Genomic DNA, 25,216 nt, shown 5'->3' with positions numbered 1-25,216 from the left:
TAGAATGTCCAAATGGCCCTTTTGCTATCCGATCAGTCTTCCTGTGTCATTTCGTCATATTGCTCGGAAGTCATGAGGTTTTCGATTTCTTCAGCATCAGCCGGTTCTACGACGATCATCCACGCTTTTTCATACGGAGACTCGTTTACGAATTCAGGGCTGTCATCAAGGTCTTCGTTCACTTCCGTCACCGTTCCGTTAATCGGTGCGTACAATTCGGATACGGTTTTGACGGATTCTACGCTGCCGAATGGCTCGTCCGCTTTAATTTCAGCGCCGACTTCCGGAAGCTCGACAAATACGATATCGCCAAGTTCGGCTTGCGCGAAATGTGTAATCCCGATACGGGCTTTTCCGTCCTCAACTTTGACCCATTCGTGCTCTTTGGAATAACGCATATCTTTCGGTGTGCTCATCTAAATCCCTCCAATTTTTTCTTATAATAAGAAGATACCATAATTCTTTGAACGCGGCATTACATCCAATATTTTTCGAATTGGTCTTCTTTGAAGCCGACAGTGACTTTTTCGCCGTCTGTCGTAATCGGGCGTTTCAGGAGCATACCGTCAGATGACAGAAGGTCAAGCTGTTCATCCTCTGACATGTGATACAGTTTTTCCTTTAGGTTCAGCTCGCGGTATTTCATGCCGCTCGTGTTGAAAAACTTTCTCAGCTCAAGTCCGCTCTTTTCATAGAGGTCTTTAATTTCTTCTTTCGACGGAGTTTCCTCCACAATATGTATTTCGTTTATTTCCTTACCGCGGTCTTCCAGCCATTTTTTCGCATTACGGCACGTTCCGCATTTAGGGTACCAGTAAAAATTCAACGACATCTTCTTCACCCCTTGTAAATGATCGTCGTTATTTTAACACAATCACTTGTAAAAACCTATAACGTTGCTTCATGAAAAAGCGCTCCGGATGAAGGAGCGCTTACAGCATGTGATCAGACGATATATTTTTCTTCACGGAAGACAGCGGCCGCTGCTTCACGTTTTTTCTGAATCAGATTTTTCGGTGTCAGGCGCGTCAGTTTGCGCAGCACGGAAAGCATCATGCGGAGGGAATCTCCTTCCTCCATGGCGATCAGTGATTCTTTGGCATGCGCTTCAATATTCTGAAGGGCTTCCTGGGCAAAGATCTCCGTATATAACAGCTTTTGCGCGGCTTTTTCGGCACCGTCCGCCGCAATCGCTTTTTCCGTTCTGAGGACGGCAGATTCCAAAGCGTACACCGCGCTGACGATATCAGCGATGTTTACCATGATTTCCTGCTCGCCTTCGATCTCTTTTCCGTATTTCTGCGCCGCGAGCCCCGCTGTCAAGAGGGCGATCTTTTTCGCCTGTCTGACAATGTATTTTTCCTGTTCAAGAGGCTCTGAGCCCGGCTCTTCAGGCATCAGCATCATGAGCTCTTCCTGGAGCGCCTTCGCTTTTTCAAAGAGGGGAAGCTGCCCTTTTACGGCTTTTTTCAGGAACGTGCTCGTTACGATCAGGCGGTTGATTTCATTTGTGCCTTCAAAAATTCTGTTGATTCGCGAGTCACGGTAGGCGCGCTCCACTTCATATTCCTGCATAAACCCGTAACCGCCGTGAATTTGAACGCCTTCGTCGGCAATGTAATCAAGCGTTTCAGATCCGCACATTTTGTTGAGCGAGCATTCAATGGCGTACTCGGCGATCGACTTTGCGACTTCGCGTCCGTCTTTTTGCGCTTCTTCTGTCAGCCGACTCATATTATCTTCGAATAAGCCCACTGTTCTGTATACAGAGCTCTCCATGGCGTAAAGCCGTGCCGACATTGTCGCAAGCTTTTCCTGAGTGAGCGTGAAGCTTGAAATCGGTGTTTTAAATTGCCGGCGCTGGTTTGCGTAAGCGGCAGACAGCTCAATCACCCGTTTAGAAGCGCCGATTGTGCCGACGGCAAGCTTGTAGCGTCCGATATTCAGGATATTAAAGGCGATGACATGGCCTTTTCCGATTTCGCCGAGAAGGTTCTCTTTCGGCACTTCCGCCTGATCTAAAATCAGCGTTCTCGTCGATGAACCTTTAATCCCCATTTTTTTCTCTTCAGGGCCCGTTGACACGCCCGGATAATTTTTCTCTACGATAAATGCGGAAAACTTATCTCCGTCCACTTTTGCGTAGACGACAAAGACATCTGCAAAGGCGGAGTTCGTAATCCATTGCTTTTCTCCGTTGAGAATATAATGTGTGCCCGCTTCATTCAAAACAGCCGTCGTTTTCGCACCGAGGGCATCTGAACCTGAACCGGGCTCAGTTAAGGCGTATGCCGCGATTCTTTGTCCTGAAGCCAAGTCCGGCAAATATGTTTTTTTCTGTTCTTCCGTTCCGAAGAACACGATCGGCAATGAGCCGATACCGACGTGAGCGCCGTAAGATAGCGAAAAGCTGCCGGCACGTGAAAATTTTTCCGTAATGAAGGCTGAACTGATTTTATCCAGGCCGATGCCGCCGTACTCTTCAGGCACGTCTGCTCCGAGGAGGCCCAAGTCTCCGGCTTTTCTGAGCAGTCTGACTGAATGCTCAAACTGATGGTTTTCAATTTCATCAATATAAGGAAGCACATCGTTTATGACATAGTCTTCTGTTGTTTTGCCGATCATTTTATGTTCGTCTGTAAAGTCCTCCGGAGTGAATATTTGATCATATCCCGTCTCCTCAATCAGAAAGCTGCCGCCTTTTTTGACGTTGACCGTTTCCTGTTTCATGTTTGTTTCCCCCTTTGTTTAAATGAGCTCAAATACGCCGGCAGCGCCCATGCCGCCTCCGATGCACATCGTCACCACACCGAATTGCTCGTTTCTCCGTTTCATTTCATGTATGAGTGACAAGGTCAGCTTCGTTCCCGTGCAGCCGAGCGGATGTCCGAGCGCGATGGCGCCCCCATTGACGTTCACCTTTTCTTCATCTATTCCCAGCGATCTGATGACTTGAATGGCCTGTGAAGCAAAGGCCTCATTCAATTCAAATAGCCCGATATCCTGTAATTCGAGTCCGGCAAGCTTGAGCGCCCGCGGAATGGCTTCAATCGGACCGATCCCCATGACCTCAGGGGGAACGCCGCCTACGGCAAAGGAACGGAATTTGACTAGCGGCGCCAATCCGAGCGACGAAGCTTTTTCGCGATCCATCAGCATGACAGCCGCGGCGCCGTCACTCGTTTGTGAAGAGTTCCCGGCCGTCACGGTTCCCGTTTTAGAAAAAGCCGGACGGAGCTTTGCCAATACGTCAGCCGATGTGCCGGGGCGCACGCCTTCATCTTGAGAAAAGGTAAATTGTTTTTTCCGCGGCTTATGATCATCCCCGACTTCTGTCAGCGTTACTTCAACCGGCACGATTTCATCATTAAATTTCCCTTCTTTAAGGGCTTTCGCGGCATTCTGATGGCTGCGGACGGCAAACGCATCCTGGTCTTCTCTGGATACGCCGTACGTTTCGGCGACCTGCTCCGCTGTGTGCCCCATGCTCATGTAATACTCAGGCGCATGCTCCGCCAAAGCGATATTCGGGCGGGTCACATGCCCCATCATCGGAACTTGTGACATGCATTCCGCACCGCCGGCGATGACGGTGTCGCCCGCGCCGATCATAATTTTTTCCGCACCGTAAGCGATGGATTGGAGTCCGGAAGAGCAGTAGCGGTTCACCGTAATGGCCGGCACCGTATGAGGAAGCCCCGCCAGCGCACCGATATTCCGCGCCATATTTAATCCTTGTTCGGCTTCAGGTGTTGCACATCCGATAATTAAGTCATCGATGTTTCCTTCATAGCCGCCTGCCCGTTTCAGCGTTTCTTTCACACAAAGCGCGCCTAAATCATCAGGACGAACGGCTGCAAGCGACCCTTTTTTCGCTTTACCGACCGGCGTTCTCGCACCGGCCACAATGACTGCTTCTCTCATAAACACCCTCCTAGTTCCGTAAAGGTTTGCCTTTGACCAGCATATGCTGCATTCTTGCTTGAGATTTCGCCTCGCCAGCGAGACTTAAAAAGGCTTCTCTTTCAATCTCGAGTAAATATTCTTCTGAAACCTCCGTGCCGAACGGGACTCTTCCTCCGGCAATGACATGGGCCAGCTTCTTCGCAATCTTCATATCATGATCTGATAAATAGCCGGATCTTCTCATTTGGTCTGCTCCGAGCAGTAACGCGGCACAGCCGGTTTCCCCGGTGACTTTTACCTTTTTGCGGGCAGGCGGGCGGTATCCGCTGTCATATAAATAAGCAGCCAGCTGTTTCGCATCGTGCAGCAGGTGATCCTGATTCATGCTGACACGGTCTGCCGCAGACAAAATCTTCATATCACGGGCTTCGTGCGCCGAGCCGGACACCTTGGCAAGCGCAATTGTTTCAAAGGTTTTAATGGCAGCGTCCATCAGTTCACTTCCGCCGTTCAAATAATTCATGTACAACTCTTTATTTCCTCCGCCGCCCGGAATAAGGCCGACGCCGGTTTCGACAAGACCCATATACGATTCGCTCGCCGCCTGAACGCGTGCCGCCGGAAGACAGACTTCCGTTCCTCCGCCGAGTGTCATTCCGAACGGCGCCGCCACAACAGGTTTGGCGCTGTATTTGATGTTCAGCATCGTCTGCTGAAAACGGCGGATGACAAAATCGACTTCCATGAAGTTATCATCCTGAGCTTCCATTAAAATCATCGCAAGGTTTGCTCCCGCGCAGAAATGTCTGCCTTGGTTTCCGATGACAAGACCTTTATAATTCCGCTCCGTTTCCTCAAGCGCATTGTCAATCATCTGAATAATGTCTAAGCCGATCGCGTTGCTTTTCGTATGAAATTCCAGCAAAGCGATATCATCGCCGAGATCAATCAGACTGGCACCGCTGTTTTTGCTGATCACGCCCTTTGTTTCCTTTACCGTTTGCAGGCTGATCCGTTTCGGATTTTCTTTCACAGCTCTGTATTGGCCGTCTGAATAGTAAAACGGTCTTCCGTTTTCCTTCATATAAAATGTTTCATGGCCCTCGTCAAGCATTTCTTTCACCCAGCCGGGAAGTTCTGCGCCTTCTTGTTCAAGCCGCTCTGCTGATGTTCTGACACCGATGGCATCCCATATCTCAAACGGGCCGAGCTCCCAGCCGAAGCCCCATTTCATGGCGTCGTCAATCGCTTTGATATCATCAGTGATTTCACCTAAAAGCCGGGCTGAGTATAAGAGGGTTTGCGACGTGATATTCCAAAGCAGGCGGCCGGCGCGGTCATCAGAATATATAAGCGCTTTCATTTTCCCTTTGGCACCCTTTGCCTGTTTGGCGGCTTCTAAAGCGGGCGTCTTCATTTTCGAACGCTCGCCGTATGTCATGGTAAGCGGATCGAGCTCATATATTGTTTTACCTTCTTTTTTGTAAAAACCTTGGCCTGATTTGCTGCCCAGCCAATTGTTTTTCAGCATGTCATTCATAAATTCCGGCAGCTTAAACATGTCTTTTTCAGCACCGTCGGCTTTATCATAAACATTTTTTGCCACATGGGCGAATGTATCAAGCCCCACGACGTCAAGGGTTCTGAAGGTCGCGCTTTTCGGTCTGCCGATCAAAGGCCCGGTCACCGTGTCCACCTCGCCGATGCGGCAGCCGGAGGAAAGCATTTCCCTTACCGTGACCAACAGGCCGTACGTACCGATGCGGTTGGCGATAAAGTTAGGCGTGTCTTTTGCGATGACGACACCTTTTCCGAGTGTATTTTCGGCAAATGAAGTCATAAATTGCAATACGTCAGGATCTGTTTCCTGAATCGGAATGATTTCCAGAAGTTTCAAGTAGCGGGCCGGATTAAAGAAATGTGTTCCTAAGAAATGAGCTTTAAAATCGGCAGATCTGCCTTCCGCCATTTTTGTGACGGAGATACCGGACGTATTGCTGGACACGATGCTTCCTGGTTTCCGGTATTCATCAACAAGTGAGAAAATCTGTTTTTTCACGTCAAGATTTTCGACGACGACTTCAATAATCCAATCAGCATCTTTCAACCCAGCCGCGTCATCTTCCAAATTCCCCGCCGTTATATAATCGAGATTGGCAGCTGAAGTCAGCGGCGCCGGTTTTTGCTTCAGCAGCTTTTGCATGGCCGATCGGCTCAGTCTGCTGCGGACCTCCGGGCTTTCTAATGTCAGCCCTTTTTTCACCTCATCCTTTGTCAGCTCGTTTGGCACAATATCAAGCAGCAGGACGGGAATTCCGATGTTAGCCAAGTGCGCGGCAATTCCGGACCCCATGACGCCTGACCCGAGAACGGCTGCTTTCTTTATAAACTTGTGCATGAGTCATCCCCCTTGAACTTTGAATGAATAGTCATTCATTTTTTCGGCAAAAAAAATGAAACCCTTTTCTTCTTTCATCTTAAAAGATTTTCAGGATGACTTCAATAGCAAATATGGAATTTTTTTAAATTTTTTGGCTTCCGCATGTTCCGCGCCGCAGGCGGGAAACTTAAACCCGGAGGTGAAGGGAATGGTGCGAGGGAGAAAAGATCCGTCTTCCGGCGCAGTGAGCGCGGCAAGCATGAAAGGAAATGCGGGACCGAAGCAAAAATACGGCGGCGGCAAGCGGACAAGCCAAAATCAGCAATATAAAAAAGACAACATGGAGTAACAGACTGCGGCTGCTTTTTTAAGGCAGCCGTTATTTTTTGAAGATTCCTTTCAGCACAAACGCCGCATTTGCCGGGCGCTCGGCAATTCTTCTCATCAGGTAGCCGTACCAATCGGTTCCGTACGGGACGTACACCCTCATCCTGTATCCTTCTTCGGCAAGCTTTTTCTGCCGCTCCGTTCTGATGCCGTACAGCATTTGGAATTCAAACTGCTCCCGGGGAATCTGATATTCGCTGATGAGTGTTTTCGTATACGAAATCATGTCGTCATCATGTGTCGCCACCGCTGTTTCATGCCCGCTCAAAAGCTGCAGCTTGATCAGCTGCTGGAAATGAAGATCGGTCCCTTTTTTATCAGGAAACGCAACGGACGCTGATTCTTTGTATGCGCCTTTTACAAGCCTGAGCCGCGGTTTGTATGGCATCAGGCTGCTGATGTCTTCAGCCGCGCGGTACAAATAAGCCTGAATGACGGTGCCGAGCATCGGAAAATCCGGTTTGCACCGCTTATACAGATCAAGCGTGCGGGCGCATCTGGAATAGTCCTCCATGTCAATCGTGACGGGGACGCGGTGTTCTTTTGCCTCCGTCAATATGTCTCTGATGTGCTGTTCGGCGAGATTCTCAGATATATCCAGACCGATGGATGTTAATTTCAGCGACAGCTCACAGTCCAATTGATTCTCTGCGATCGCCCTGATTGCTTTTTTACATTCTTCGGCCGTCCTTTTGGCATCCTTCCGGGACCCAGCATATTCACCTAGGTAATCTATCGAGGCCGACAGCCCGTTTTGGTTCAGCCGCTTCACCGTTTTTACTGCTTCTCGAAGTGTTTCCCCCGCAACGAATCTTCCCGCGCCGAAGCGGAGGCCGTAAGCCTGGGCGAATTTCGTAAGCATTTTATTTTTCGACAAAAATAAACATATGCTCCGCAGCAAGGGCGAACTCCCTCCTTTTTCTTTTATTCGTGTATGAAATCCCGGTCGCAGAGAAAGCTAAGAAGAACAGAATTGAAGGAGGCGTTTATATGAATAACCAGGAGCAGCACGGACATTTGCCGCCTGCCGTCATCTCAACGAAAGACCATTTGTATCTTGAAGACATGCTGAACTGGAATCTGCTTGCCATGAAAAAAGCGCATTTCATGGCGGAACACTGCCAGAATCAGACGTTAAAACAAGAGCTTGAACAAATAGGCCGGATGCACCACAAACATTATCAAAACATTTTGGGTCACCTGAATCCCGCTCAAGGCGGACAGACAACAACAGGCTATATGCAATAGGAGGACAATACATGGAACAGCAAAATCAAAAAATCACTAACCCGCAAACGCCCGTGCCCGATACGGCGCAAATGAATGACCGAGACTTGGTGAATGAACTGCTGACGACGGAAAAGTATATCACGTCTTCATATTGCACAGCCCTGCACGAGTTCAGCCACGAGTCTCTTTATCAAGATATTCAGGCGATTTTCGATGAGTCACAAAAAGCGCAGAGAAGATTATACGATGTAATGTTTCAAAATGGCTGGTATTCCATTGAAGCGGCCGACACCCAAAAGCTTCAGCAATCGTATCAGAAGTTCCGGCAGACCATTCAGCAGCAGTCTCCCTACCAGCAGTAACATAAGAAAGGATTTGATGTTTTCACTAAGCATCAATCCTTTTTTTATTTTTGCACAAAAGGATTGACTTATCTTTAATCCTTATTTATATTTAACTAATGTTAATTATTTTCCCGAAGAACCAGATGAGGAGGAGTTATGAAAAACGCGGATCAATATGTGTCTGACATCCAAAAATCCCTTCAGACGCTGCTGCAAAACATACAGCCGGAAATGATGGAAAGCATGGCAAAACATGAGGTGACTCCTGCCCAATTATTTGTTTTAGCCAGCTTAAAAAAACAAGGGAGCTGCAAAGTTTCCGAAATTGCGGAGCGCATGGAAGTAAAGCCGAGCGCAGTGACGCTGATGGCCGACCGCCTTGAGCAAAAAGGACTGATCGTCCGCAAACATAATCAGCAGGACAGACGTGTCATCGACATCAGCCTTACCGAAAAAGGCGAGAAGAAATTCGAAGATGTCGTGGAAGGAAGAAAAGCGATATTAGCGCGAAACCTGTCCGTTCTGACTGACGATGAACTGATTCAGTCCGTGAACATCATCCGCAAAGTAGCGGAAGCCGCCGAGAAATACGCGGCTGACCAAAAAGAAAACTAATAGAAAAGAGGAGCTGCCGAAGCATGAGCATTGAACAGAAGGATCCAAAACGCACACTATTAATAACGGGCTTAATTATCGCTATGTTTTTCTCAGCCCTTGACGGCACGATCGTAGGAACGGCGATTCCTAAAATCGTGGGTGACCTCGGGGGATTAAGCATGATGACGTGGCTGACCACGGCATATCTTTTAACTTCGACAACGATCGTCCCGATTGCGGGGAAACTTGCAGATTTATTGGGGCGGCGCGTCGTATATGTATCAGGTTTATTGATTTTCATGGGCGCTTCCGCACTGTGCGGAATGGCCAGCAACATGACGGAACTGATTATTTTCCGCGGACTTCAGGGAATCGGCGGCGGTGTCATGATGCCGATGGCCATGATCGTCATCGGAGATTTGTTCACAGGGAAACAGCGTGCCAAGTTCCAAGGGCTTTTCGGGGCGATTTACGGGCTGGCTTCTGTTATCGGCCCGCAAATCGGGGGCTGGATTGTTGACTCTTTAAATTGGAAATGGGTTTTCTATATCAACCTGCCTGTCGGAATCTTAGCCGTCATCTTTATCGCAAGAGGACTTCAAGGCAGAAAACAGACCGGGCCGATTAACTTTGACATCGCCGGCATTTTCACAATGATCGTCGGAATCGTCAGCCTCCTGCTCGCACTCAGCTTCGGAGGAAAGGATTATGCATGGGGGTCTTGGCAGATTCTCGGTCTCTTTGCGCTTGCGCTTGTCGGGATTGTCGGATTCATTTTCGCTGAAATCAAAGCAAAAGAGCCGATTCTGCCGATGTACCTGTTTAAAAACAGAACGTTTACCGTACTGAATCTGATCGGGTTTTTCATGAGTATCGGCATGTTCGGCGCCGTTACGTTCGTTCCTTTCTTTATGCAGGGAATTATCGGAGTCAGCGCTACCGCGTCCGGAACGATTATGACGCCGATGATGGTATCTATGATCATCACAAGTATTATCGGAGGCCAGCTGGTTTATAAGATCGGCATCAAACCGCAAATCATGATCGGCATGCTGATCATGGCCGTCGGCTTCTTCTTATTAACGACTTTGCAGCTGGATACAAGCAAGCTCGCGGCTACATGCTATATGGCCGTGATCGGTCTGGGAATGGGGCTCGTTATGCCGCTTCTCACACTCGCTCTGCAAGAAACGTTTTCAAAAGAAGAGCTGGGTGTGGTGACTTCATCAAGCCAATTTTTCCGGATGATCGGGGGAACGTTCGGCATTACGGTGCTCGGCGCTGTCATGAATGCCAGATCAGGAACCCTTCTAACCGACAGACTGGTGCCTTACTTAGATTCACTGCCGAAACAGGCAAGTGCCTTTGCCGACCAGTTTAAAGGCATGATTGACAAGAATCCTGAAGGGCTGCTTCAATCCTTGTTCAGCCAGGAATCGATTAAGCAGATTCCGGCGGCATTTTCTTCCCATATCGTGCCGGTTTTAAAAACGTCACTGATGGATTCGCTTCACAGCGTGTTTTTCACAGGTCTGGCCTTTATCGCTGCCGGATTAATCCTCACGCTGTTTGTTAAATCAATTAAACTGACTAACAAAAAAACAGGCAAACAAGAAGAAAAGGCGAAAGCCGTTTAATAGAGAAAATTCCGCGGATGCCGCGGGATTTTTTTATATCCTCTGGGCCTCTCCGTTTCCGAATGACCAGTCTTCCGCCGCATTGCCTGAGAGGACGATAAACACATCTTCTTTTCTGACGCCCAGCTTTTCGTGCAGCCGGAGTACCTACCCCGCAACAAGTGAATAGGAAATGGGGGTAAAAACCCTAGTGATGGAACCCTTTAATAAACCTTAAACATTTCATCGTTATCTTTATAGTACGACATAATAAAGTCACGAAAATTTCTTACCGAAGAAGATAACAGCTTATGTCTCATCCAAGATAAGCCGACTGGATATGAAGCAGAGTGATCAGTCACTTTTATAAAATTCAGCCCCAATGTTCTGCAAACTGAAATAGGAAGCAACGCAACACCTCGATCCAGCTTTATAATCTCGACCAGTAAATGAGAATCCGCCTCAAATGCAATATTTGGGGTGAAACCAGCTTTCTCACAAAGCGAGGTTGTAAAACCTCTATACTCCTCATTATTAGCAAGGGTAATAAATGGTTCATCGGCGACAAGACGTAAAGAAATTTCTGTTTTACCCGTAAATCGGTGGTTTGAGGGTAAAGCCAGAACAATATCTTCATTTACCAGCACATAGCTCTCTATCTCTTCATCTTGAATCGGATGACCTGTTATTCCTAAATCAATGTCCCCTTTTTTTAAACTTGTGATGATCTCGCTTTTAACTCCGATTGCTTGGAGAATTTTTGATTGAGGAGAGCGGTTGATATATTCACTCATCAGTCCTGCAAGGAATCTTGGATTGGAAATAGATATTCTTATGGTGTCAGAAATTTGATGTTCCTTCAATTGAATTTCCGTTTGTGCATTTTCAATTTCAGTAAAAATCCTGTTTACATGTTTTAAAAGAATTTCCCCTGATGAACTCAGCTTAATATTTCTGCCTTTTCTCTCAAACAAGGCTGTTCCCAGTTCATTCTCAAGTCTTTTTATAGTAAGACTTAAAGAAGGCTGGGCAATCTTTAATTGTTCTGCTGCTTTAGAAATATGCTCAGTATAGGCAACTGTCTGAAAGTATTTTAGCTGCAGCAATTCCATCTGTCTGCATCTCCCTTATTTATTTCAATAAATATACATATACCTTATTATGTATTAGATTAAATGTAAATGCGGATGTAAGATAATAGCATAGTTAAATTGAAAAAACATAAAAAAGAAAAGGAAAGGGTGTCATTCAATGAAAATTGATGTGAAAGATATAGCAAAAAATTTAAATACGCCGCTAACGGCTCCTGCTTATCCTATCCCAAATTATAAATTTGTTAACCGTGAATATTTAAATATTATTTACCGAACGGATGAAAAAGCGTTACGTGCGGCAGTGCCAGAACCTCTTGAAATTACTGAACCTTTAGTGAAATTCGAAGTGATGTGGATGCCCGATGTTTCCGGACTTGGCGCCTATACAGAAGCAGGACAAGTCATCCCTGTCAGCTTTAATGGTGAAGAAGGGGATTATGTACATTCTATGTATGTAGACAATTTTCCAGCTATCGCAAGCGGACGGGAACTTACTGCATATCCAAAGAAATTGGGTGCCCCTAAGCTGTATATAGACTCTGATACTCTTGTCGGCACACTGGATTATGGCAGTCTTCGCGTGGCAACTGCGACTATGGGATATAAACATTTCGAAATGGACAAGGAAAAAGCGAAAAGGGAAATTTGCCGACCTAATTTTATGGTTAAGATGGCTACTGATTATAATGGTGATTTAAGGGTTTGTGATTTGGTGCGAACGCAAATAACGAATATAGAAGTTAAAGGTGCCTGGACTGGACCCGCGCGGCTTCAATTATTTGAACATGCTCTGGCACCTCTTGCAGACTTGCCTGTATTAGAAGTCGTTTCAGCATCTCATATCCTTACAGATTTAACCTTAAATGCTGCTCAGCCGGTTTATAACTACTTAGAGGAAAAATAAGGAGACGTTTACAATGAGAATTGCAATTTTAGGGGCAGGTTCTTTAGGAACCATAGTGGGAGCATATCTGTCTGCTGGCGGAATGGATGTCGAATTGATTGATTCATACAAAGAACATGTAGATACTCTAAATCAAATAGGTGCTAAAGTAGTTGGTACAACGGAATTCCAAGCAAAGGTGAAAGCCATTACCCCTGAAAACAAGTCAGGCAAGTATGATTTAATATTACTTCTGACGAAACAATTATATAATGATTCGATTCTTAAAGAGTTACTGCCTTTTTTAAAGGATGACAGTGTTGTATGTTCCTTGCAAAACGGTATACCTGAACAGAAAGTTGCTTCGATCGTTGGTAATGAACGTGTTATTGCGGGTTCTGTTGAATTTGGTGCTACGTTTATTGAACCAGGCGTATCCAGACTTACAACTGAGTATACTCAATTTAAAGAGTACGCTTTTCAAATTGGAGAATTAAATGGTGAAACAACAGAAAGAATCCAGCGTATTAAATCGGTTTTAGACCTTATCGGCGGAACACATATTTCCGATAATTTAGTTGGAACGAAGTGGTCAAAATTACTTATCAATAATGCATTCAGTGGTTTATCGGCAGCATTAGATGGAGAATACGGAGACATTCTTGACCATGAAATCGGCATTGTCAGCGCAGTTCATATCGCAGATGAGACGATTAAGGTTGGACACGCCAATGGTGTCAAATTTGCGAAAATGGGCGGCCTTGATTTAGAATCTTTGGAATTAAGAAGCGAAAATGATATTCCTGAACGTATCCAGACATTTAGGGCAGCCATGGCACCATCTAGGCTGCTAAGAGCAAGTATGCTGCAGGATCTTGAGAAGAAACGCAAAACTGAAATTGATTATATTAATGGAGTTATTCCCAAAATGGCAGAAGGTACTGGAATTTCAACACCTTTTAATGATTTGGTTGTAGCACAAGTCAAATGTGCCGAGGAATCTCAAACAGTGCCCAATTTTGATACAAATATAAAAGCATTTGAAGAGTTATTAAGTATCCGAAAAGAAATGTGATATATAGGAAAGAGAGAAAGGGATTGCTGCGGCGGTCCTTTTTTCTTGGTTCAACAAGCGGAAGAAATTATTAAAGAATTGAATGGCGCCTTTATTGATTCCTTTTCAGCAAAAAAAGCTTCCGGCACCTCTCTTTGATGCCGGAAGCTTTTTATTGTTTTTTTCTGTGCTCTTCATTGAGCTGTTTAATGTGCTGTATCGCAGCTTTGATGCCCTCTTTGGCGTCCGGGTAGGATTGGTTCCAATGCTTTACGAGCGGAGGCATGCTTTTTGCGATATGTGTATACAAAATCCATTGCCTGACTTCTTCCTTTAGTTCCGGGGTTGTTTCGCCAAGCAATAGTTCCGTATATTTTTCAAGCAGGCCGTCCAGCTGCTGCTGCAGTTTTTCTTCCATACCGTTCCCTTCCCTTTTTCATGATTATGACAATCGGGCGGTGAGAGCCGCTTCCTGCACGATGCATCTCCCGCGCCCGTGCGGAATGCAAAGCGGCGTACCGAACAGCGGGTCCTGCGTGACTTGGCAGTTCATCGCAAATACCTGCTGCACAAGCTCGCAAGTGATGACTTCTTCGGGACGGCCCTCCGCGTAAATCTGTTTATCCTTAATGGCGACAAGATAATGAGCATAGCGGCATGCGAGATTAAGGTCGTGCAGCACCATGACGATGGTCCGTTTTTCTTTTTCATTTAATTCAAACAGCAAATCAAGTATTTCAATTTGATGCGTCATGTCGAGATAGGTTGTCGGCTCGTCGAGCAGAATGATATCCGTATCCTGGGCGAGTGTCATCGCAATCCACGCGCGCTGGCGCTGTCCGCCTGACAAAGAATCCACCGTACGGTCGGCCATTTCCTCAAGCTTTGTCGCCTTCAGCGCTTTTGCCACTGCGTCTTCGTCCTCTTTGGACCATTGCTTCAGCCAGCTTTGATAAGGGTATCGTCCCTGCTTTACAAGCTGATGCACGGTCAGGCCTTCGGGAGCTGACGGGCTCTGCGGCAAGATAGCCAGTTCTCTGGCGACTTCTTTCGTCGGCAGCTTAGCGATGGCTTTTCCTTCCAAAAGCACAGAACCGCCCCTCGGTTTCATCAGGCGCGCCAATGAACGTAAAAGCGTCGATTTTCCGCAGCCGTTGCTTCCGATCAATACAGTGATTTCGCCTTTTGGAATCGCTACATCCAACTCGTCAATGATAACAGTCTCTCCGTACCCTAAGCTCAGCGTCTCTGTAGAAATTGCACTCATACCGCTAACCGCTCCTTTTTTGTATTTCCCAACACTATGTATATAAACAAATTGCCTGAACATTCAACGTGAGATCATGATTATATTGTAACAGAAATTAATGACTCTGAATATCATTATCAATTAGTTTCGGGCAAAAAAACAGCGGACAGCGGTTATTTCTTGATTTCCGTCATTTCTCCGTCGCTTTTTTTCAGTTTCAAATAAAAATGGTCATAATGGCTGTCTAAATTAAAAGCAGAGAGCACCTGCCTGACAACTTCGCCTTCTTGCATCCCGCTGTTTACGGCAAGTTCTCCGAGGATCATCTTCATTTCATCAAGCGCTTCCTCGCCCTCTCTGTGAACTCCTGAAAGCTTGTCCTGGATGTCCGCCTTTTCACGACCGCCTTTTCTTTCATACAAACCTTCATAGCGGTTATGCTCTCCGGCTCCGTAGTTGACGCGAAGGGAAAAGCTGCTGTATGGAACCGGCTTCGCGGATGATACGGGCGTGCTGTCTTGTTCCGCATTCCGTTTTTCTTCATTCAATCGGCAGCCGGCAATCAGCATCAGCGCCAGACATAAAACACCCGCCGTCCTGATCCATTTCATGCGATTCACTCCCATTCCATTCCGATCGTTTTTAGGTATTTCCAAGGGAGGCGGCTGTCATTCATCGAACAAAAAAGAACCGGAGCTGTTTATCGCTCCGGCCGGTTCCTCTCTATATCATCATTCAGTCAGCTCTAAAAATTCCTGTACATCCCGTACCGCAAGGCGGACCGCGTCCTCCCAAAACGATCGTTCCGTCAGATCCGCTCCAAGGTGCTTCATCGCCAAATCCTCAACGGTCATCGAAGCCGTGTCACACAAAAGCGCGATATATTTTTCTTCAAAATCCGCATTCTCCCGAAGAGCTCTTGCGTATATTCCAAGGGAAAATAAATAACCGAACGTATACGGAAAATTGTAGAACGGCACTCCCGTAATATGAAAATGAAGTTTTGACGCCCAGAAATGCGGGTGGTATTCCCCTAATGAATCGCAAAACGCTTCTTTCTGCGCCGCTTCCATCAGTTCATTCAATTTTTCAGCCGGAACGACGCCATGTTTCCGCTCTTCATAAAACCGCGTTTCAAATAAAAATCTCGCATGAATATTCATAAACATGGCTACGCTTCTTTGAATTTTATCTTCAAGCAGGAACAGCTTTTCTTCTTTTGTCTCCGCTTGTTTCAAAGCGGCGTCGGCGACGATCATTTCCGCAAAAGTCGAGGCTGTTTCAGCGACATTCATGGCGTAGGCTCTGTTCAGCTGCCGCACTTGAAGCATGGCCTCCTGATGAAACGCGTGTCCAAGCTCATGCGCAAGCGTTGATACATTTGAAGCGCTTCCTGAAAACGTCATGAAAATACGGGATTCTCCGCTGTCGGGAAAGCTGGTGCAGAAACCGCCGACCCGTTTGCCGCTGCGGTCTTCCGCTTCAATCCACCGATCGCGGAACGCTTTTTCCGTAAATGCGGACAGTTTTTTGCCAAATGTGGAAAATTGGGTAACGATCAGATTGGCCGCTTCATCATATGTGTATTTTTTCGGCGCCTCGCCGATCGGCGCATTCACATCATACCAATTCAGGCGCTCAAGCCCTAAGAGGGACGCCTTTCGATTCAGGTATTCGGCAAAGGGTTTTTTATGATCGGTAATGACCTGCCACATGACATCCAGTGTTTCTTTTTTCATCCGGTTGATCGCAAGCGGCTCTTCCAAGGCGCTTTCCCAGCCCCGCGCTTTATACATTTCCGTTCGGAAGCCGGCCAGATGATTCAGCGTGCTGCCAAACAGCTCCTCTTCTCCCTTCCAGGCTTCGTTAAGCTCTTTAAATACTTGCCGCCTGGTGCCGCGGTCCGGATGCGCCATCATGTTTTCCGCTTGGCCGACTGACAGCTCTTTATCCTCAAACGGAATCTTCATTCTTCCGACAGCCGCATTATACAGGTCGCCCCATGCATGATAGCCGTCAACGGCCAGACCTTCAATCAGTCTCTCTTCATGTGCGCTGAGCTTTTCTCTGATCCGGTCTCTTCTTTCATTTAAAACGTATGTGAGGTCCTGAAGTTCCGGTTTTTGCAGCAGTTCCGCCCAGACCCGCTCGTCAATCCGGGCAAGTGTATCGTCAAGGGTGACCAGAGCGGATTTAAAATCACTGCTCAGCTGATTGATCCGCGCCCTCCACTCATTCGCTTTCTGGTCATCAGTGTTCTGAGCCTGAAGACAGCCGACGAACGCTCCCGCCTGTCTGATCATGATCGCCGACCGTTCAAACCGATCAATCAGATTGACCAGCTCCCCGCCTTCATCAGCATGAGACGGAACTGTAAACGCCTCTGCCTCTTTTTGAAAAGCGCTGAGCTGCTGTTTGAGCTCTTGTATGTATTGCTGGAAATCTTCCGACCTGCTCCCGCCCTCAAAAATGGAGTTTAAATCCCATGTTTCCTTCAATCCCTCTAATGCCATCTTTTTCATTACCCCTTTCTGTCCGAAGCTGATTCCATTATAAAATAATTCTGACATATTTCCGAACGATTTCTCCTTCTCACCGCTAAATGTTATACACTAACATATAAGAACAAACGGGGAGGAATATGAGTTGAACAGAAAAATTGCCATTGTAACCGGCGCGACAAGCGGATTCGGTCTGCTGACAGCGCTGAAGCTCGCCCGGTCTTATCATGTCATCGCAACAGCGAGACAGCCGGAGAAAGCTGAAACATTGAAAGAGGCGGCCGCCCAAGCGGGTGTATCCGGTCATATTACGATCGCTTCTTTAGATGTTACAAATGAGCAGTCGGTGTCTGACTTCGGCAACACCATCAGCGGTTTCGGACCGGTTGATGTGCTTGTGAACAACGCCGGCACTGCGTATGGGGGATTTATTGCAGATGTACCGATGGAACATTACAGACAGCAGTTTGACACGAATGTATTCGGCCTGATTCATGTCACCAAAACAGTGCTCCCTTATATGAGAAAACACGGCGGAGCGAAAATCATCAACATCAGCAGCATCAGCGGACTGACCGCCTCTCCGGCTCTTTCTCCGTACACTTCTTCCAAATTCGCGATTGAAGGGTTTACAGAATGTCTGCGTCTTGAGCTTCTGCCTTTAGGAATCGATGCCGCTTTAATAGAACCGGGCTCCTATAAAACGTCTATCTGGGAGACGTCTCTCTCCAATCATCTTACGGCACCCGGCAAAGATTCGCTTTATTACCGCTATTATCAGCAAATTGAAGCTTACGTCAAAGCGAGCGCATCCAAAAGCGGCGATCCCAATGACGTGGCGGAGCTGATTTATCAATTGGCACAGAAGAAACGCCTGAAGAAACTGCGGTATCCGATCGGCAGAGGCATTAAGCTGACATTGGCTTGCCGCTCACTCTTCTCTTGGCCCGTCTGGGAATCGATCATAAAGAAAAAGCTGTTCAAAGAAACATAAATTATAATTATTATAATTTAGTATTGATTTTTATTTGATACGTGATATAATTAAATTAACAGATCACAGGGAGGACGATAATATGAATACACAAAACGCGAAAAAAACTGAAAATCTAGTTGAGAAATCAATGAACACCCAATTATCAAACTGGTTTATCCTTTACTCTAAACTGCACCGCTTCCATTGGTATGTAAAAGGCCCTCATTTCTTTACGCTGCATGAAAAGTTTGAAGAACTGTATAACGAAGCGGCAGAAACGGCAGATGCCATCGCAGAGCGTCTTCTGGCCATCGGCGGACAGCCCGCGGCGACTTTTCACAGCTATCTTGAACAAGCTTCCATTACGGATGAAGGACAGGAAAAGACGGCTTCTGAAATGGTGGAATCACTCGTTCAAGACTACAAACAGATCAGCCGCGAATCAAAATTTGTCATCGGCATCGCCGAGGAACAAAATGACCCATCAACAGCCGATTTGTTTGTCGGATTAGTTGAAGAAGCGGACAAGCATGTGTGGATGCTGTCAGCCTACTTAGGAGAATGACGAAAAAAGCTGAACCTCAGGCGGAGGTTCAGCTTTTTTTATGCGTTCAGCTTGCGCTTTCAGTTTGTTTCGTTAATGTGATATTCAGCGTCTTTTTGCTGCCGCCTCTGAGAACTTGAACAGTCGTTTTATCGCCGATTTTCAGCTGGTTATACAGAATCTGTCTGATATCGGCGCTGCTGCCGACATCTTTGCCGTTCAATTTTACAATGACGTCATTTGACTTGATGCCCGCTTTCGCAGCCGGTGAGCCGGACTGCACTTCTTTTACGTAAACGCCCTTAGACAGCTGGTCGCCGAACAATCCGAGCGTGTTTTCCTGATAGGTTTCCGGCACTTGCGACATATCAATCATCTGCACGCCTAAAAACGGACGCTCGACTTTTCCTTTTGCAAGCAGCTGGTCGACAATCGGTTCCACATCGTTGCTCGGAATGGCGAAGCCGAGTGATTCCACGCCATTTTCACTGACTTTCATACTGTTGATTCCGATAACCTGGCCGCTTGAATTGATTAACGGCCCGCCGCTGTTACCGGGATTAATCGCCGCATCCGTCTGAATCACGTTCATTTCCACCGTGCCTTGGGAAGTGTCGGCGTCTACCGTTCTGTTCAGTCCGCTGATCACACCTTGTGTGACGGTGCCGGAAAACTGCTGGCCGAGCGGGTTGCCGATGGCGATTACCTTATCGGCAATGCGCAGCTGTGAAGAATCGCCGAAGCTGGCCGCTTTTTTGACATTGGACGAGCTGATTTCCAGTACGGCCAGGTCACTGATGGCATCCTTTCCGACAAGCTTTGCCGTTTCGGTTTTCCCGTTATAAAGAGTGACCGACAGCTTGTTTGCTCCTTCTACGACATGGTTGTTTGTGATGATGTACGCTTTTTGGCCGTCTTTTTTGAAAATGACGCCTGACCCCGTGCCGCTCTCCGTTTCAGAGTTTGAACCGCCGTCAAGTCCGAATTGGCCGCTTTGCGACGCTTGATAGTTGGACACTCCGACAATCGCAGGCTCCAAATCTTCTACCATATCCGCCACACTTGAGGTATTTTTCAAAGGCGTTGACGTAAAATTCGCAGACTGAACTTGTTTCGCCGTATCAGAAACAGATTCTGCCTTATGCTGCTCACCCGGCAGATTCGGCACAATGCCAAGCACGAGGCCGCCGCCGATAATGCCGCCTAAAATCGGGCTCAGCCAAGCGGCTCTCCGTTTTTTTTCTTTTTTCACGGCAGCCGTTTTTTCAAATTCCGTACCGGCGGCCGCCTCTTTTTCCGCTTCTTTCGAGACGGGGCCTTCAAGCAGCTCGGGCTCCTGATGGCTGATCCGCTGCTGTTCATTGCCGTTTTGCTCCGTATGTGAAAGATCTGACTGATCGCGGCTGATGCCGTCATCTCGCTGATCGTTCATATTCACGCACACTCCTTCAGTATGTTCTCATTCTATTCATTACATATTCATCGCATGTACAAGTTCTATTGTCCCAATAATAAGGAGAAAAGCAAAGCTCCAAAACAAAATGTGTTTGAACATGTTATCTTCCCCGCTTTTTTTCTTCCTTTCTTCCCTTATACACATCATAAACAAACATTGTGGGATAAAAATGAAAAGAATATGTGAAATTATGAAAATGCGGCCTGAGTGTGTTAAAACTAGTATAATGACGTTGAAAGGATGTGAACTGCCTTGTCATACACCATTTATCTAGTTGAAGATGAGGACAATCTGAATGAACTGCTCACAAAATATTTAGAGAATGAAGGCTGGAACATTACATCTTTCACAAAAGGCGAAGAAGCCAGAAAGCAGATGCAGCCGTCTCCCCACCTGTGGATTCTTGACATCATGCTGCCGGATACGGACGGCTATACATTAATAAAAGAAATAAAAGAAAAAGATCCCGATGTGCCGGTCATTTTCATTTCCGCCCGGGATGCCGATATTGACAGAGTTCTCGGGTTAGAGCTTGGAAGCAATGATTATATCGCCAAGCCTTTTTTGCCGAGAGAGCTCATTATACGGGTTCAGAAACTGCTGGAGCTTGTGTATAAAGAACAGCCCGCTCCCAAAAAAACCGGCCTCACCGTTTCCACCTACAATGTGATCGAAGATGCCAGAGAGGTTTATGATGAAACCGGCAGCCTGGTCAATTTGACGTCTAAGGAATTTGATCTGCTGCTTTTATTTCTTCACCATAAAGGACACCCCTTTTCCAGGGAAGATATTCTGCTGAAAATATGGGGCCATGACTATTTCGGCACTGACCGGGTGGTCGATGATCTTGTGCGGAGGCTGCGGAAAAAAATGCCCGGCTTAAAGGTTGAAACCATTTACGGATTCGGCTACAGGATGATGACATCATGAAAAATAAGCCGCTTGCTTTTCAAATATGGGTGGTCATCTCGGGTATCCTTTTAGCCATCTCGATTCTGCTGCTCGTGCTGTTCTCAAATACGCTGCGGGATTTTTTCACGGATGAAACGTACACGACCATTGAAAATGAACAGCATGTGCTGACGGAGTACCGGCTGCCCGGGTCGATCGAGCGGGGATATTACAGTGAGGACGCGACCGCTCCGACGACTTTCCGATCCGTTCAGCACGTTCTATTGCCGGAACGGGAGGAATCTGCCAGCGACAAAGATTTAAACTACTTTTCTTCTTCCTTTATCCATAAGGTGTACAAGCTCGCGGGCCGCCAGCACAGCGTCACGAAACGATACAGCGCGGACATCGGCGGGGAAAAAGTGTTTTTCGTCATTAAAAAAGGCCTCACCATTAACGGTCAGGATGCGATGATGCTGTCATATGCGCTTGATTCTTACCGTGATGATCTGTCATACACCCTGTTTAAGCAGCTGCTCTTTATCCTTGCCGGCGTCATTTTGTTAAGCTGGATTCCGGCGATTTGGCTTGCCAAATATCTCTCGCGTCCGCTCGTCTCCTTAGAAAAGCATGTCAAACGGATTTCCGAACAGGACTGGGATGATCCGGTCATCGTCGACAGAAAAGATGAAATCGGAAAATTAGGCCACACCATTGAAGACATGCGGAGCAAGCTGGTGCAAAAGGATGAAACGGAAAGAACGCTCCTGCAAAATATCTCTCATGATTTAAAAACGCCTGTCATGGTGATAAGGGGCTATACTCAATCAATAAAGGACGGGATTTTTCCTAAGGGGGACCTGAAAAACACAATTGATGTCATTGAAGGCGAAGCAGAAAAGCTTGAGAAGAAAATTAAGGATTTATTATATTTAACGAAGCTTGATTATTTAATGAAGCAGCGGGTGCACCATGAGACATTTGACCTTGTGAAAGTCACGGAAGAAGTCGTTGAGCGGCTCAAATGGGCCCGGAAGGAATTATCGTGGACCTTTGAAACAGAAGATGTATTGATGATGCCCGGTGATCCGGAACAATGGGGCAAGCTCCTCGAAAACATTCTTGAAAATCAAATCCGCTATGCAGAAACGGCGATTCACATTCGGATCAGCCAAAATCAGCAGCAGATTGTCATGACGGTTAAAAATGACGGGCCTCCGATTGAGGATGAGATGCTATCCAGCTTGTACGAGCCTTTTAATAAAGGGAAGAAAGGCGAGTTCGGCATAGGACTCAGCATCGTAAAACGGATTTTAACCCTGCATAAAGCATCAATTTCAATTGAAAATGACCAATCGGGTGTAATCTATCGGATTATCATACCAAAGTAGACTGTAGTGTTTCATTGCAGTCTTTTTTTATGTGAAGGAGTAGCCGTTAAAATCTCTGTAGTTTGTTTTCAGCGGTTTTTGGCATTGATGAACCCATTTCTTTTCACAAATCGTCTTTTTCGGATATTTCACCTTTTCGACTTTAATTCCTCTGTTTCGCAAGCGGCTGATCATTTCATCTAATTCTTTCATTTTCAGATTCACCCTTTCGCCAGAACTTTGACCATTCGGTCAGCTCACTTTATAATATAAATAAAACAAGACAAAAAAACAAGTTACAATCAGGTTAAATTTACAGAATATCAATATGACCATATAGTCACACACGTGAAGCACAAGCCAGCCTCCTGGCTCCGAAAGGGTGGAACCATTGAAGGAAAAAGAAAAGCTGATTATTGAAGCAGCAATTAAACTGTTTGCCCGAAAAGGGTACAAATCAACATCGGTTCAGGAAATCGCCGATGAATGCAAAATCTCAAAAGGCGCTTTTTATCTTCATTTTCCTTCCAAAGAAGCACTGCTTCTGTCCATGCTGAATTACTACTATGATAAGACGTTTACCCGAATCACGACGATCCAAACAGAGGGTGACAGCCCGAGAGCCGCTTATCAAAAACAGCTTGCGGTGTTTTATGAATCGATTCTCGCCCATAAAGATTTTATTACCGTGCAGATGAAAGACGGTTCACTTCCTTATACCGAAGAAGTGGCCCAGTGCGGAAAGAGAATCCGCCGGTCGATCCTGCAGTTTCATATCGACAGTCTTCTTGCTATTTACGGAGAAAAAGCCGAACCATACACCGCCGAGCTTTGTTTTTTAATAGAAGGAATCAGTCAGATGTATCTTGAATATCTCATTCTGACCGGCCGGTCTGTACAGCCTGCGCTTCTCGCAAATACCGTGATTCACAGAATTGATGACATCGTAAACGGAATGGCGGACAGACATGATGAAGCGTTTATTTCTCTTGATGAGGCAAGCTCACTGTTTGGGCCTCTTCATAACGGGAAGCCCGATCCTTTAAGCCAATCAATCTTGCAGACCCTCCGTGCGCGCATCAGCACGATGGACAAGCCGCAAGCATCTGAATACACCGAGAGCTTGGATATTCTTGAAGCGGAAATGAAGAAAAAGTCGCCGAAACCGGCAATCATCAAAGGAATGATTCTGAATTTGAAGGAATCCGACCTGCTGGCTGAAGATGCAGAACAGCTCAGATTTTTACTGAAACAGCAATTTATTTAGAAGAACGGCCGCAATGACTGCAGCCGTTCTTTCTGTTTATGCTTTCGGGTGCACCATATCTTCCGGACGCACCATTTCATTAAATTGTTCTTCCGTCAGAAGGTTCAGCTGTAATGCCGCTTCTTTCAGCGTCAGGCCTTCTTTATGGGCAAGCTTGGCGATTTTTGCGGCGTTTTCATAACCGATGTGCGGGTTAAGCGCCGTAACAAGCATTAATGAGTTAGAAAGGTTTTCCTGAATGGTTTCCTGGTTCGGCTCAATACCGACAGCGCATTTGTCATGGAAGGAATTCATTCCGTCACTGAGAAGCTGCACTGTCTGCAGGAAGTTATAAATGATAACCGGCTTGAAGACGTTCAGCTCGAAGTTTCCTTGGCTGGCCGCAAATCCGATTGTCGCGTCATTTCCCATCACTTGCGCGGCGATCATTGTCAGCGCCTCACTTTGCGTCGGGTTGACTTTGCCCGGCATGATAGAGCTTCCCGGCTCATTTTCAGGAATGACGATTTCGCCGATTCCGCAGCGCGGGCCGCTTGCCAGCCATCTGACATCGTTGGCAATCTTCATCAGGTCGGCAGCCAATGCTTTTAAGGCACCGTGAACGTGAGTGATTTCATCATGGCTTGTCAGCGCATGGAATTTGTTAGGCGAGCTTTTGAACGTCTGCCCCGTTACTTTTGTGATTTCTTCCGCGACGAATTCACCGAACTGCGGATGGGCGTTGATTCCCGTACCGACTGCCGTGCCGCCGATCGCAAGCGCGCGGATTTTTTCCGTTGACTCAAGAATCATTTCTTTAGAACGGTCAAGCATGTATACCCAGCCGCTGATTTCCTGTCCGAGTGTCAGCGGAGTCGCGTCCTGCAAATGCGTGCGTCCGATTTTCACAATGTCTTGATACGCTTTCGCTTTTTCGTCAAGTGTCTCGCGCAGCTGATCAAGGGCCGGAACGAGCTGCTCATATACGGCAAGGACCGCCGCAACGTGCATCGCCGTCGGGAATGTATCGTTTGAGCTTTGGCTGCGGTTGACGTCATCATTCGGATGAATCTTCAGATCAGAATTTTTTTCTTTCAATAAAGCAGTCGCGCGGTTGGCCACCACTTCGTTCATATTCATGTTGCTTTGTGTGCCGCTTCCCGTCTGCCAGACAACGAGCGGAAAGTTATCGTCGTATTTGCCGTTTAATACGTCATCACATACAGCGGCAATCGCCTGTGCTTTTTCAGACTCTAAATTGCCGAGGCGTTCGTTAGCGATCGCCGTGCTCCTTTTTAAAATTGCAAACGCCTTCACAATACGCTGAGGCATTTTTTCTGAACCGATTTTGAAGTTCTCTTTGCTGCGCTGTGTCTGAGCGCCCCAAAATTTATCTGCCGGAACTTTAACTTCTCCCATGGTGTCTTTTTCAATTCTGTAGTCCATTTATGTATCCCTCCATAACAGTTGCTTCACCCTGAGTATTATTCGC

The 25,216-nt window shown here is 46.7% G+C and carries 25 protein-coding genes and 2 pseudogenes; 12 read left to right on the top strand and 15 right to left on the bottom strand.

The features are described 5' to 3' along the window. Window positions 1-32: 32 nt before the first annotated feature. From gcvH to Y79_RS0112570, 5 genes are all read right to left on the bottom strand, one after another. Entirely contained in the window at window positions 33-416 is a 384-nt protein-coding gene (gene gcvH, locus Y79_RS0112590; RefSeq protein ID WP_003151844.1) for a glycine cleavage system protein GcvH, read from the bottom strand. A gap of 59 nt (window positions 417-475) precedes the next feature. Then, window positions 476-832, bottom strand: coding sequence for an arsenate reductase family protein (locus tag Y79_RS0112585; RefSeq protein WP_016938002.1), 357 nt, complete (start codon window positions 830-832; stop codon window positions 476-478). Window positions 833-945: 113 nt separating this feature from the next. Beyond that, complete coding sequence (locus Y79_RS0112580; protein WP_016938001.1) at window positions 946-2,730, bottom strand: acyl-CoA dehydrogenase family protein; 1,785 nt, start codon at window positions 2,728-2,730, stop codon at window positions 946-948. 18 nt (window positions 2,731-2,748) lie between these two features. After that, window positions 2,749-3,924 carry an acetyl-CoA C-acetyltransferase gene (locus Y79_RS0112575; RefSeq protein WP_016938000.1) on the bottom strand — a complete coding sequence of 392 codons (1,176 nt, stop codon included), beginning with the start codon at window positions 3,922-3,924 and terminating at the stop codon, window positions 2,749-2,751. Window positions 3,925-3,934: 10 nt separating this feature from the next. Continuing rightward, the gene (locus Y79_RS0112570) at window positions 3,935-6,304 is read right to left on the bottom strand and encodes a 3-hydroxyacyl-CoA dehydrogenase/enoyl-CoA hydratase family protein (protein WP_016937999.1); all 2,370 of its coding nucleotides are present in this window, start codon (window positions 6,302-6,304) and stop codon (window positions 3,935-3,937) included. Between the two features lie 190 nt (window positions 6,305-6,494). Between Y79_RS0112570 and Y79_RS1000000120910 the strand changes: the two genes are divergently transcribed. Continuing rightward, complete coding sequence (locus tag Y79_RS1000000120910) at window positions 6,495-6,635, top strand: YuzL family protein (protein ID WP_076982541.1); 141 nt, start codon at window positions 6,495-6,497, stop codon at window positions 6,633-6,635. A gap of 30 nt (window positions 6,636-6,665) precedes the next feature. On the opposite strand, the gene Y79_RS0112560 is transcribed toward Y79_RS1000000120910, so the two are convergent. Then, window positions 6,666-7,574, bottom strand: coding sequence for a proline dehydrogenase family protein (locus Y79_RS0112560; RefSeq protein WP_016937997.1), 909 nt, complete (start codon window positions 7,572-7,574; stop codon window positions 6,666-6,668). 89 nt (window positions 7,575-7,663) lie between these two features. Between Y79_RS0112560 and Y79_RS0112555 the strand changes: the two genes are divergently transcribed. The 4 genes from Y79_RS0112555 to Y79_RS0112540 all read left to right on the top strand — a co-directional run bounded on the left by Y79_RS0112555 (window position 7,664) and on the right by Y79_RS0112540 (window position 10,481). Further along, window positions 7,664-7,921, top strand: coding sequence for a hypothetical protein (locus Y79_RS0112555; RefSeq protein ID WP_016937996.1), 258 nt, complete (start codon window positions 7,664-7,666; stop codon window positions 7,919-7,921). Window positions 7,922-7,932: 11 nt separating this feature from the next. Next, window positions 7,933-8,265 carry a spore coat protein gene (locus Y79_RS0112550; protein WP_016937995.1) on the top strand — a complete coding sequence of 111 codons (333 nt, stop codon included), beginning with the start codon at window positions 7,933-7,935 and terminating at the stop codon, window positions 8,263-8,265. A 138-nt stretch (window positions 8,266-8,403) separates the two neighbouring features. After that, entirely contained in the window at window positions 8,404-8,862 is a 459-nt protein-coding gene (locus Y79_RS0112545) for a MarR family winged helix-turn-helix transcriptional regulator (protein ID WP_016937994.1), read from the top strand. Between the two features lie 23 nt (window positions 8,863-8,885). Continuing rightward, window positions 8,886-10,481, top strand: a complete 1,596-nt coding sequence (locus Y79_RS0112540; RefSeq protein ID WP_016937993.1) for an MDR family MFS transporter — start codon at window positions 8,886-8,888, stop codon at window positions 10,479-10,481. Between the two features lie 33 nt (window positions 10,482-10,514). On the opposite strand, the pseudogene Y79_RS1000000120905 reads toward Y79_RS0112540, so the two are convergent. Further along, window positions 10,515-10,622, bottom strand: a pseudogene (locus Y79_RS1000000120905) (tautomerase family protein); the annotation flags it as partial. Between the two features lie 62 nt (window positions 10,623-10,684). Beyond that, window positions 10,685-11,572 carry a LysR family transcriptional regulator gene (locus Y79_RS0112535; RefSeq protein ID WP_016937992.1) on the bottom strand — a complete coding sequence of 296 codons (888 nt, stop codon included), beginning with the start codon at window positions 11,570-11,572 and terminating at the stop codon, window positions 10,685-10,687. 139 nt (window positions 11,573-11,711) lie between these two features. On the opposite strand from Y79_RS0112535, the gene Y79_RS0112530 reads away from it, so the two are divergent. Together Y79_RS0112530 and Y79_RS0112525 are read left to right on the top strand one after the other, a co-directional pair. Then, a complete protein-coding gene (locus tag Y79_RS0112530; RefSeq protein ID WP_016937991.1) occupies window positions 11,712-12,458 on the top strand; it encodes an acetoacetate decarboxylase in 747 nt (248 codons plus the stop codon). Between the two features lie 13 nt (window positions 12,459-12,471). Then, window positions 12,472-13,512 (top strand): ketopantoate reductase family protein, encoded by a 1,041-nt coding sequence (locus tag Y79_RS0112525; protein WP_016937990.1) that lies wholly within the window; start codon window positions 12,472-12,474, stop codon window positions 13,510-13,512. Window positions 13,513-13,663: 151 nt separating this feature from the next. On the opposite strand, the pseudogene Y79_RS0112515 reads toward Y79_RS0112525, so the two are convergent. The 4 genes and pseudogenes from Y79_RS0112515 to Y79_RS0112500 form a co-directional block, all read right to left on the bottom strand. Further along, a pseudogene (locus tag Y79_RS0112515) lies at window positions 13,664-13,931 on the bottom strand (YusU family protein). 2 nt (window positions 13,932-13,933) lie between these two features. Further along, entirely contained in the window at window positions 13,934-14,758 is an 825-nt protein-coding gene (locus Y79_RS0112510; RefSeq protein WP_016937987.1) for an ABC transporter ATP-binding protein, read from the bottom strand. 155 nt (window positions 14,759-14,913) lie between these two features. Continuing rightward, window positions 14,914-15,351, bottom strand: a complete 438-nt coding sequence (locus Y79_RS0112505) for a YusW family protein (protein WP_016937986.1) — start codon at window positions 15,349-15,351, stop codon at window positions 14,914-14,916. 120 nt (window positions 15,352-15,471) lie between these two features. After that, entirely contained in the window at window positions 15,472-17,253 is a 1,782-nt protein-coding gene (locus Y79_RS0112500; RefSeq protein ID WP_029575312.1) for a M3 family oligoendopeptidase, read from the bottom strand. Window positions 17,254-17,386: 133 nt separating this feature from the next. On the opposite strand from Y79_RS0112500, the gene Y79_RS0112495 reads away from it, so the two are divergent. After that, window positions 17,387-18,235: an oxidoreductase gene (locus Y79_RS0112495; RefSeq protein ID WP_016937984.1), complete on the top strand. Its 849-nt coding sequence runs from the start codon at window positions 17,387-17,389 to the stop codon at window positions 18,233-18,235. An 82-nt stretch (window positions 18,236-18,317) separates the two neighbouring features. After that, window positions 18,318-18,782, top strand: a complete 465-nt coding sequence (locus Y79_RS0112490) for a Dps family protein (protein ID WP_016937983.1) — start codon at window positions 18,318-18,320, stop codon at window positions 18,780-18,782. Between the two features lie 46 nt (window positions 18,783-18,828). Here the strand turns inward: Y79_RS0112490 and Y79_RS0112485 are convergent, their stop codons facing one another. Continuing rightward, window positions 18,829-20,193 carry a S1C family serine protease gene (locus tag Y79_RS0112485; RefSeq protein ID WP_016937982.1) on the bottom strand — a complete coding sequence of 455 codons (1,365 nt, stop codon included), beginning with the start codon at window positions 20,191-20,193 and terminating at the stop codon, window positions 18,829-18,831. Window positions 20,194-20,469: 276 nt separating this feature from the next. On the opposite strand from Y79_RS0112485, the gene cssR reads away from it, so the two are divergent. Beyond that, window positions 20,470-21,147 carry a two-component system response regulator CssR gene (cssR, locus tag Y79_RS0112480; protein WP_016937981.1) on the top strand — a complete coding sequence of 226 codons (678 nt, stop codon included), beginning with the start codon at window positions 20,470-20,472 and terminating at the stop codon, window positions 21,145-21,147. Further along, window positions 21,144-22,499 (top strand): two-component system sensor histidine kinase CssS, encoded by a 1,356-nt coding sequence (gene cssS, locus Y79_RS0112475; protein ID WP_016937980.1) that lies wholly within the window; start codon window positions 21,144-21,146, stop codon window positions 22,497-22,499. Before cssR ends, cssS begins: the two co-directional genes overlap by 4 nt. Window positions 22,500-22,526: 27 nt before the next feature. Here the strand turns inward: cssS and spxO are convergent, their stop codons facing one another. After that, the gene (gene spxO / locus Y79_RS1000000121285) at window positions 22,527-22,691 is read right to left on the bottom strand and encodes an anti-adapter protein SpxO (RefSeq protein WP_007410067.1); all 165 of its coding nucleotides are present in this window, start codon (window positions 22,689-22,691) and stop codon (window positions 22,527-22,529) included. 178 nt (window positions 22,692-22,869) lie between these two features. Here spxO and Y79_RS0112465 point away from each other — a divergent pair, with 178 nt between their 5' ends. Further along, window positions 22,870-23,745, top strand: coding sequence for a TetR/AcrR family transcriptional regulator (locus Y79_RS0112465; protein ID WP_016937979.1), 876 nt, complete (start codon window positions 22,870-22,872; stop codon window positions 23,743-23,745). A 36-nt stretch (window positions 23,746-23,781) separates the two neighbouring features. Here the strand turns inward: Y79_RS0112465 and fumC are convergent, their stop codons facing one another. Next, on the bottom strand, window positions 23,782-25,170 hold the full coding sequence (gene fumC / locus Y79_RS0112460; protein ID WP_016937978.1) for a class II fumarate hydratase: 1,389 nt from the start codon (window positions 25,168-25,170) through the stop codon (window positions 23,782-23,784). Between the last annotated feature and the right edge of the window lie 46 nt (window positions 25,171-25,216).

It is taken from the genome of Bacillus siamensis KCTC 13613 (assembly GCF_000262045.1).
GTDB lineage: Bacteria > Bacillota > Bacilli > Bacillales > Bacillaceae > Bacillus > Bacillus siamensis.
This window is presented reverse-complemented; position numbering and strand designations above follow the sequence as displayed.

Bases quoted from the DNA above. Each gene is read 5' to 3' on its own strand.
- Y79_RS0112530 (WP_016937991.1), top strand. From the start codon at position 11,712: ATGAAAATTGATGTGAAAGATATAGCAAAAAATTTAAATACGCCGCTA.
- Y79_RS0112580 (WP_016938001.1), bottom strand. From the start codon at position 2,730: ATGAAACAGGAAACGGTCAACGTCAAAAAAGGCGGCAGCTTTCTGATT.
- gcvH (WP_003151844.1), bottom strand. From the start codon at position 416: ATGAGCACACCGAAAGATATGCGTTATTCCAAAGAGCACGAATGGGTC.
- Y79_RS0112540 (WP_016937993.1), top strand. From the start codon at position 8,886: ATGAGCATTGAACAGAAGGATCCAAAACGCACACTATTAATAACGGGC.
- Y79_RS0112555 (WP_016937996.1), top strand. From the start codon at position 7,664: ATGAATAACCAGGAGCAGCACGGACATTTGCCGCCTGCCGTCATCTCA.
- Y79_RS0112490 (WP_016937983.1), top strand. From the start codon at position 18,318: ATGAATACACAAAACGCGAAAAAAACTGAAAATCTAGTTGAGAAATCA.
- Y79_RS0112550 (WP_016937995.1), top strand. From the start codon at position 7,933: ATGGAACAGCAAAATCAAAAAATCACTAACCCGCAAACGCCCGTGCCC.
- Y79_RS0112485 (WP_016937982.1), bottom strand. From the start codon at position 20,193: ATGAACGATCAGCGAGATGACGGCATCAGCCGCGATCAGTCAGATCTT.
- Y79_RS0112505 (WP_016937986.1), bottom strand. From the start codon at position 15,351: ATGAAATGGATCAGGACGGCGGGTGTTTTATGTCTGGCGCTGATGCTG.
- spxO (WP_007410067.1), bottom strand. From the start codon at position 22,691: ATGAAAGAATTAGATGAAATGATCAGCCGCTTGCGAAACAGAGGAATT.
- Y79_RS0112525 (WP_016937990.1), top strand. From the start codon at position 12,472: ATGAGAATTGCAATTTTAGGGGCAGGTTCTTTAGGAACCATAGTGGGA.
- Y79_RS0112570 (WP_016937999.1), bottom strand. From the start codon at position 6,304: ATGCACAAGTTTATAAAGAAAGCAGCCGTTCTCGGGTCAGGCGTCATG.
- Y79_RS1000000120910 (WP_076982541.1), top strand. From the start codon at position 6,495: ATGGTGCGAGGGAGAAAAGATCCGTCTTCCGGCGCAGTGAGCGCGGCA.
- Y79_RS0112585 (WP_016938002.1), bottom strand. From the start codon at position 832: ATGTCGTTGAATTTTTACTGGTACCCTAAATGCGGAACGTGCCGTAAT.
- Y79_RS0112510 (WP_016937987.1), bottom strand. From the start codon at position 14,758: ATGAGTGCAATTTCTACAGAGACGCTGAGCTTAGGGTACGGAGAGACT.
- cssS (WP_016937980.1), top strand. From the start codon at position 21,144: ATGAAAAATAAGCCGCTTGCTTTTCAAATATGGGTGGTCATCTCGGGT.
- Y79_RS0112545 (WP_016937994.1), top strand. From the start codon at position 8,404: ATGAAAAACGCGGATCAATATGTGTCTGACATCCAAAAATCCCTTCAG.
- Y79_RS0112500 (WP_029575312.1), bottom strand. From the start codon at position 17,253: ATGGCATTAGAGGGATTGAAGGAAACATGGGATTTAAACTCCATTTTT.
- Y79_RS0112575 (WP_016938000.1), bottom strand. From the start codon at position 3,924: ATGAGAGAAGCAGTCATTGTGGCCGGTGCGAGAACGCCGGTCGGTAAA.
- fumC (WP_016937978.1), bottom strand. From the start codon at position 25,170: ATGGACTACAGAATTGAAAAAGACACCATGGGAGAAGTTAAAGTTCCG.
- Y79_RS0112535 (WP_016937992.1), bottom strand. From the start codon at position 11,572: ATGGAATTGCTGCAGCTAAAATACTTTCAGACAGTTGCCTATACTGAG.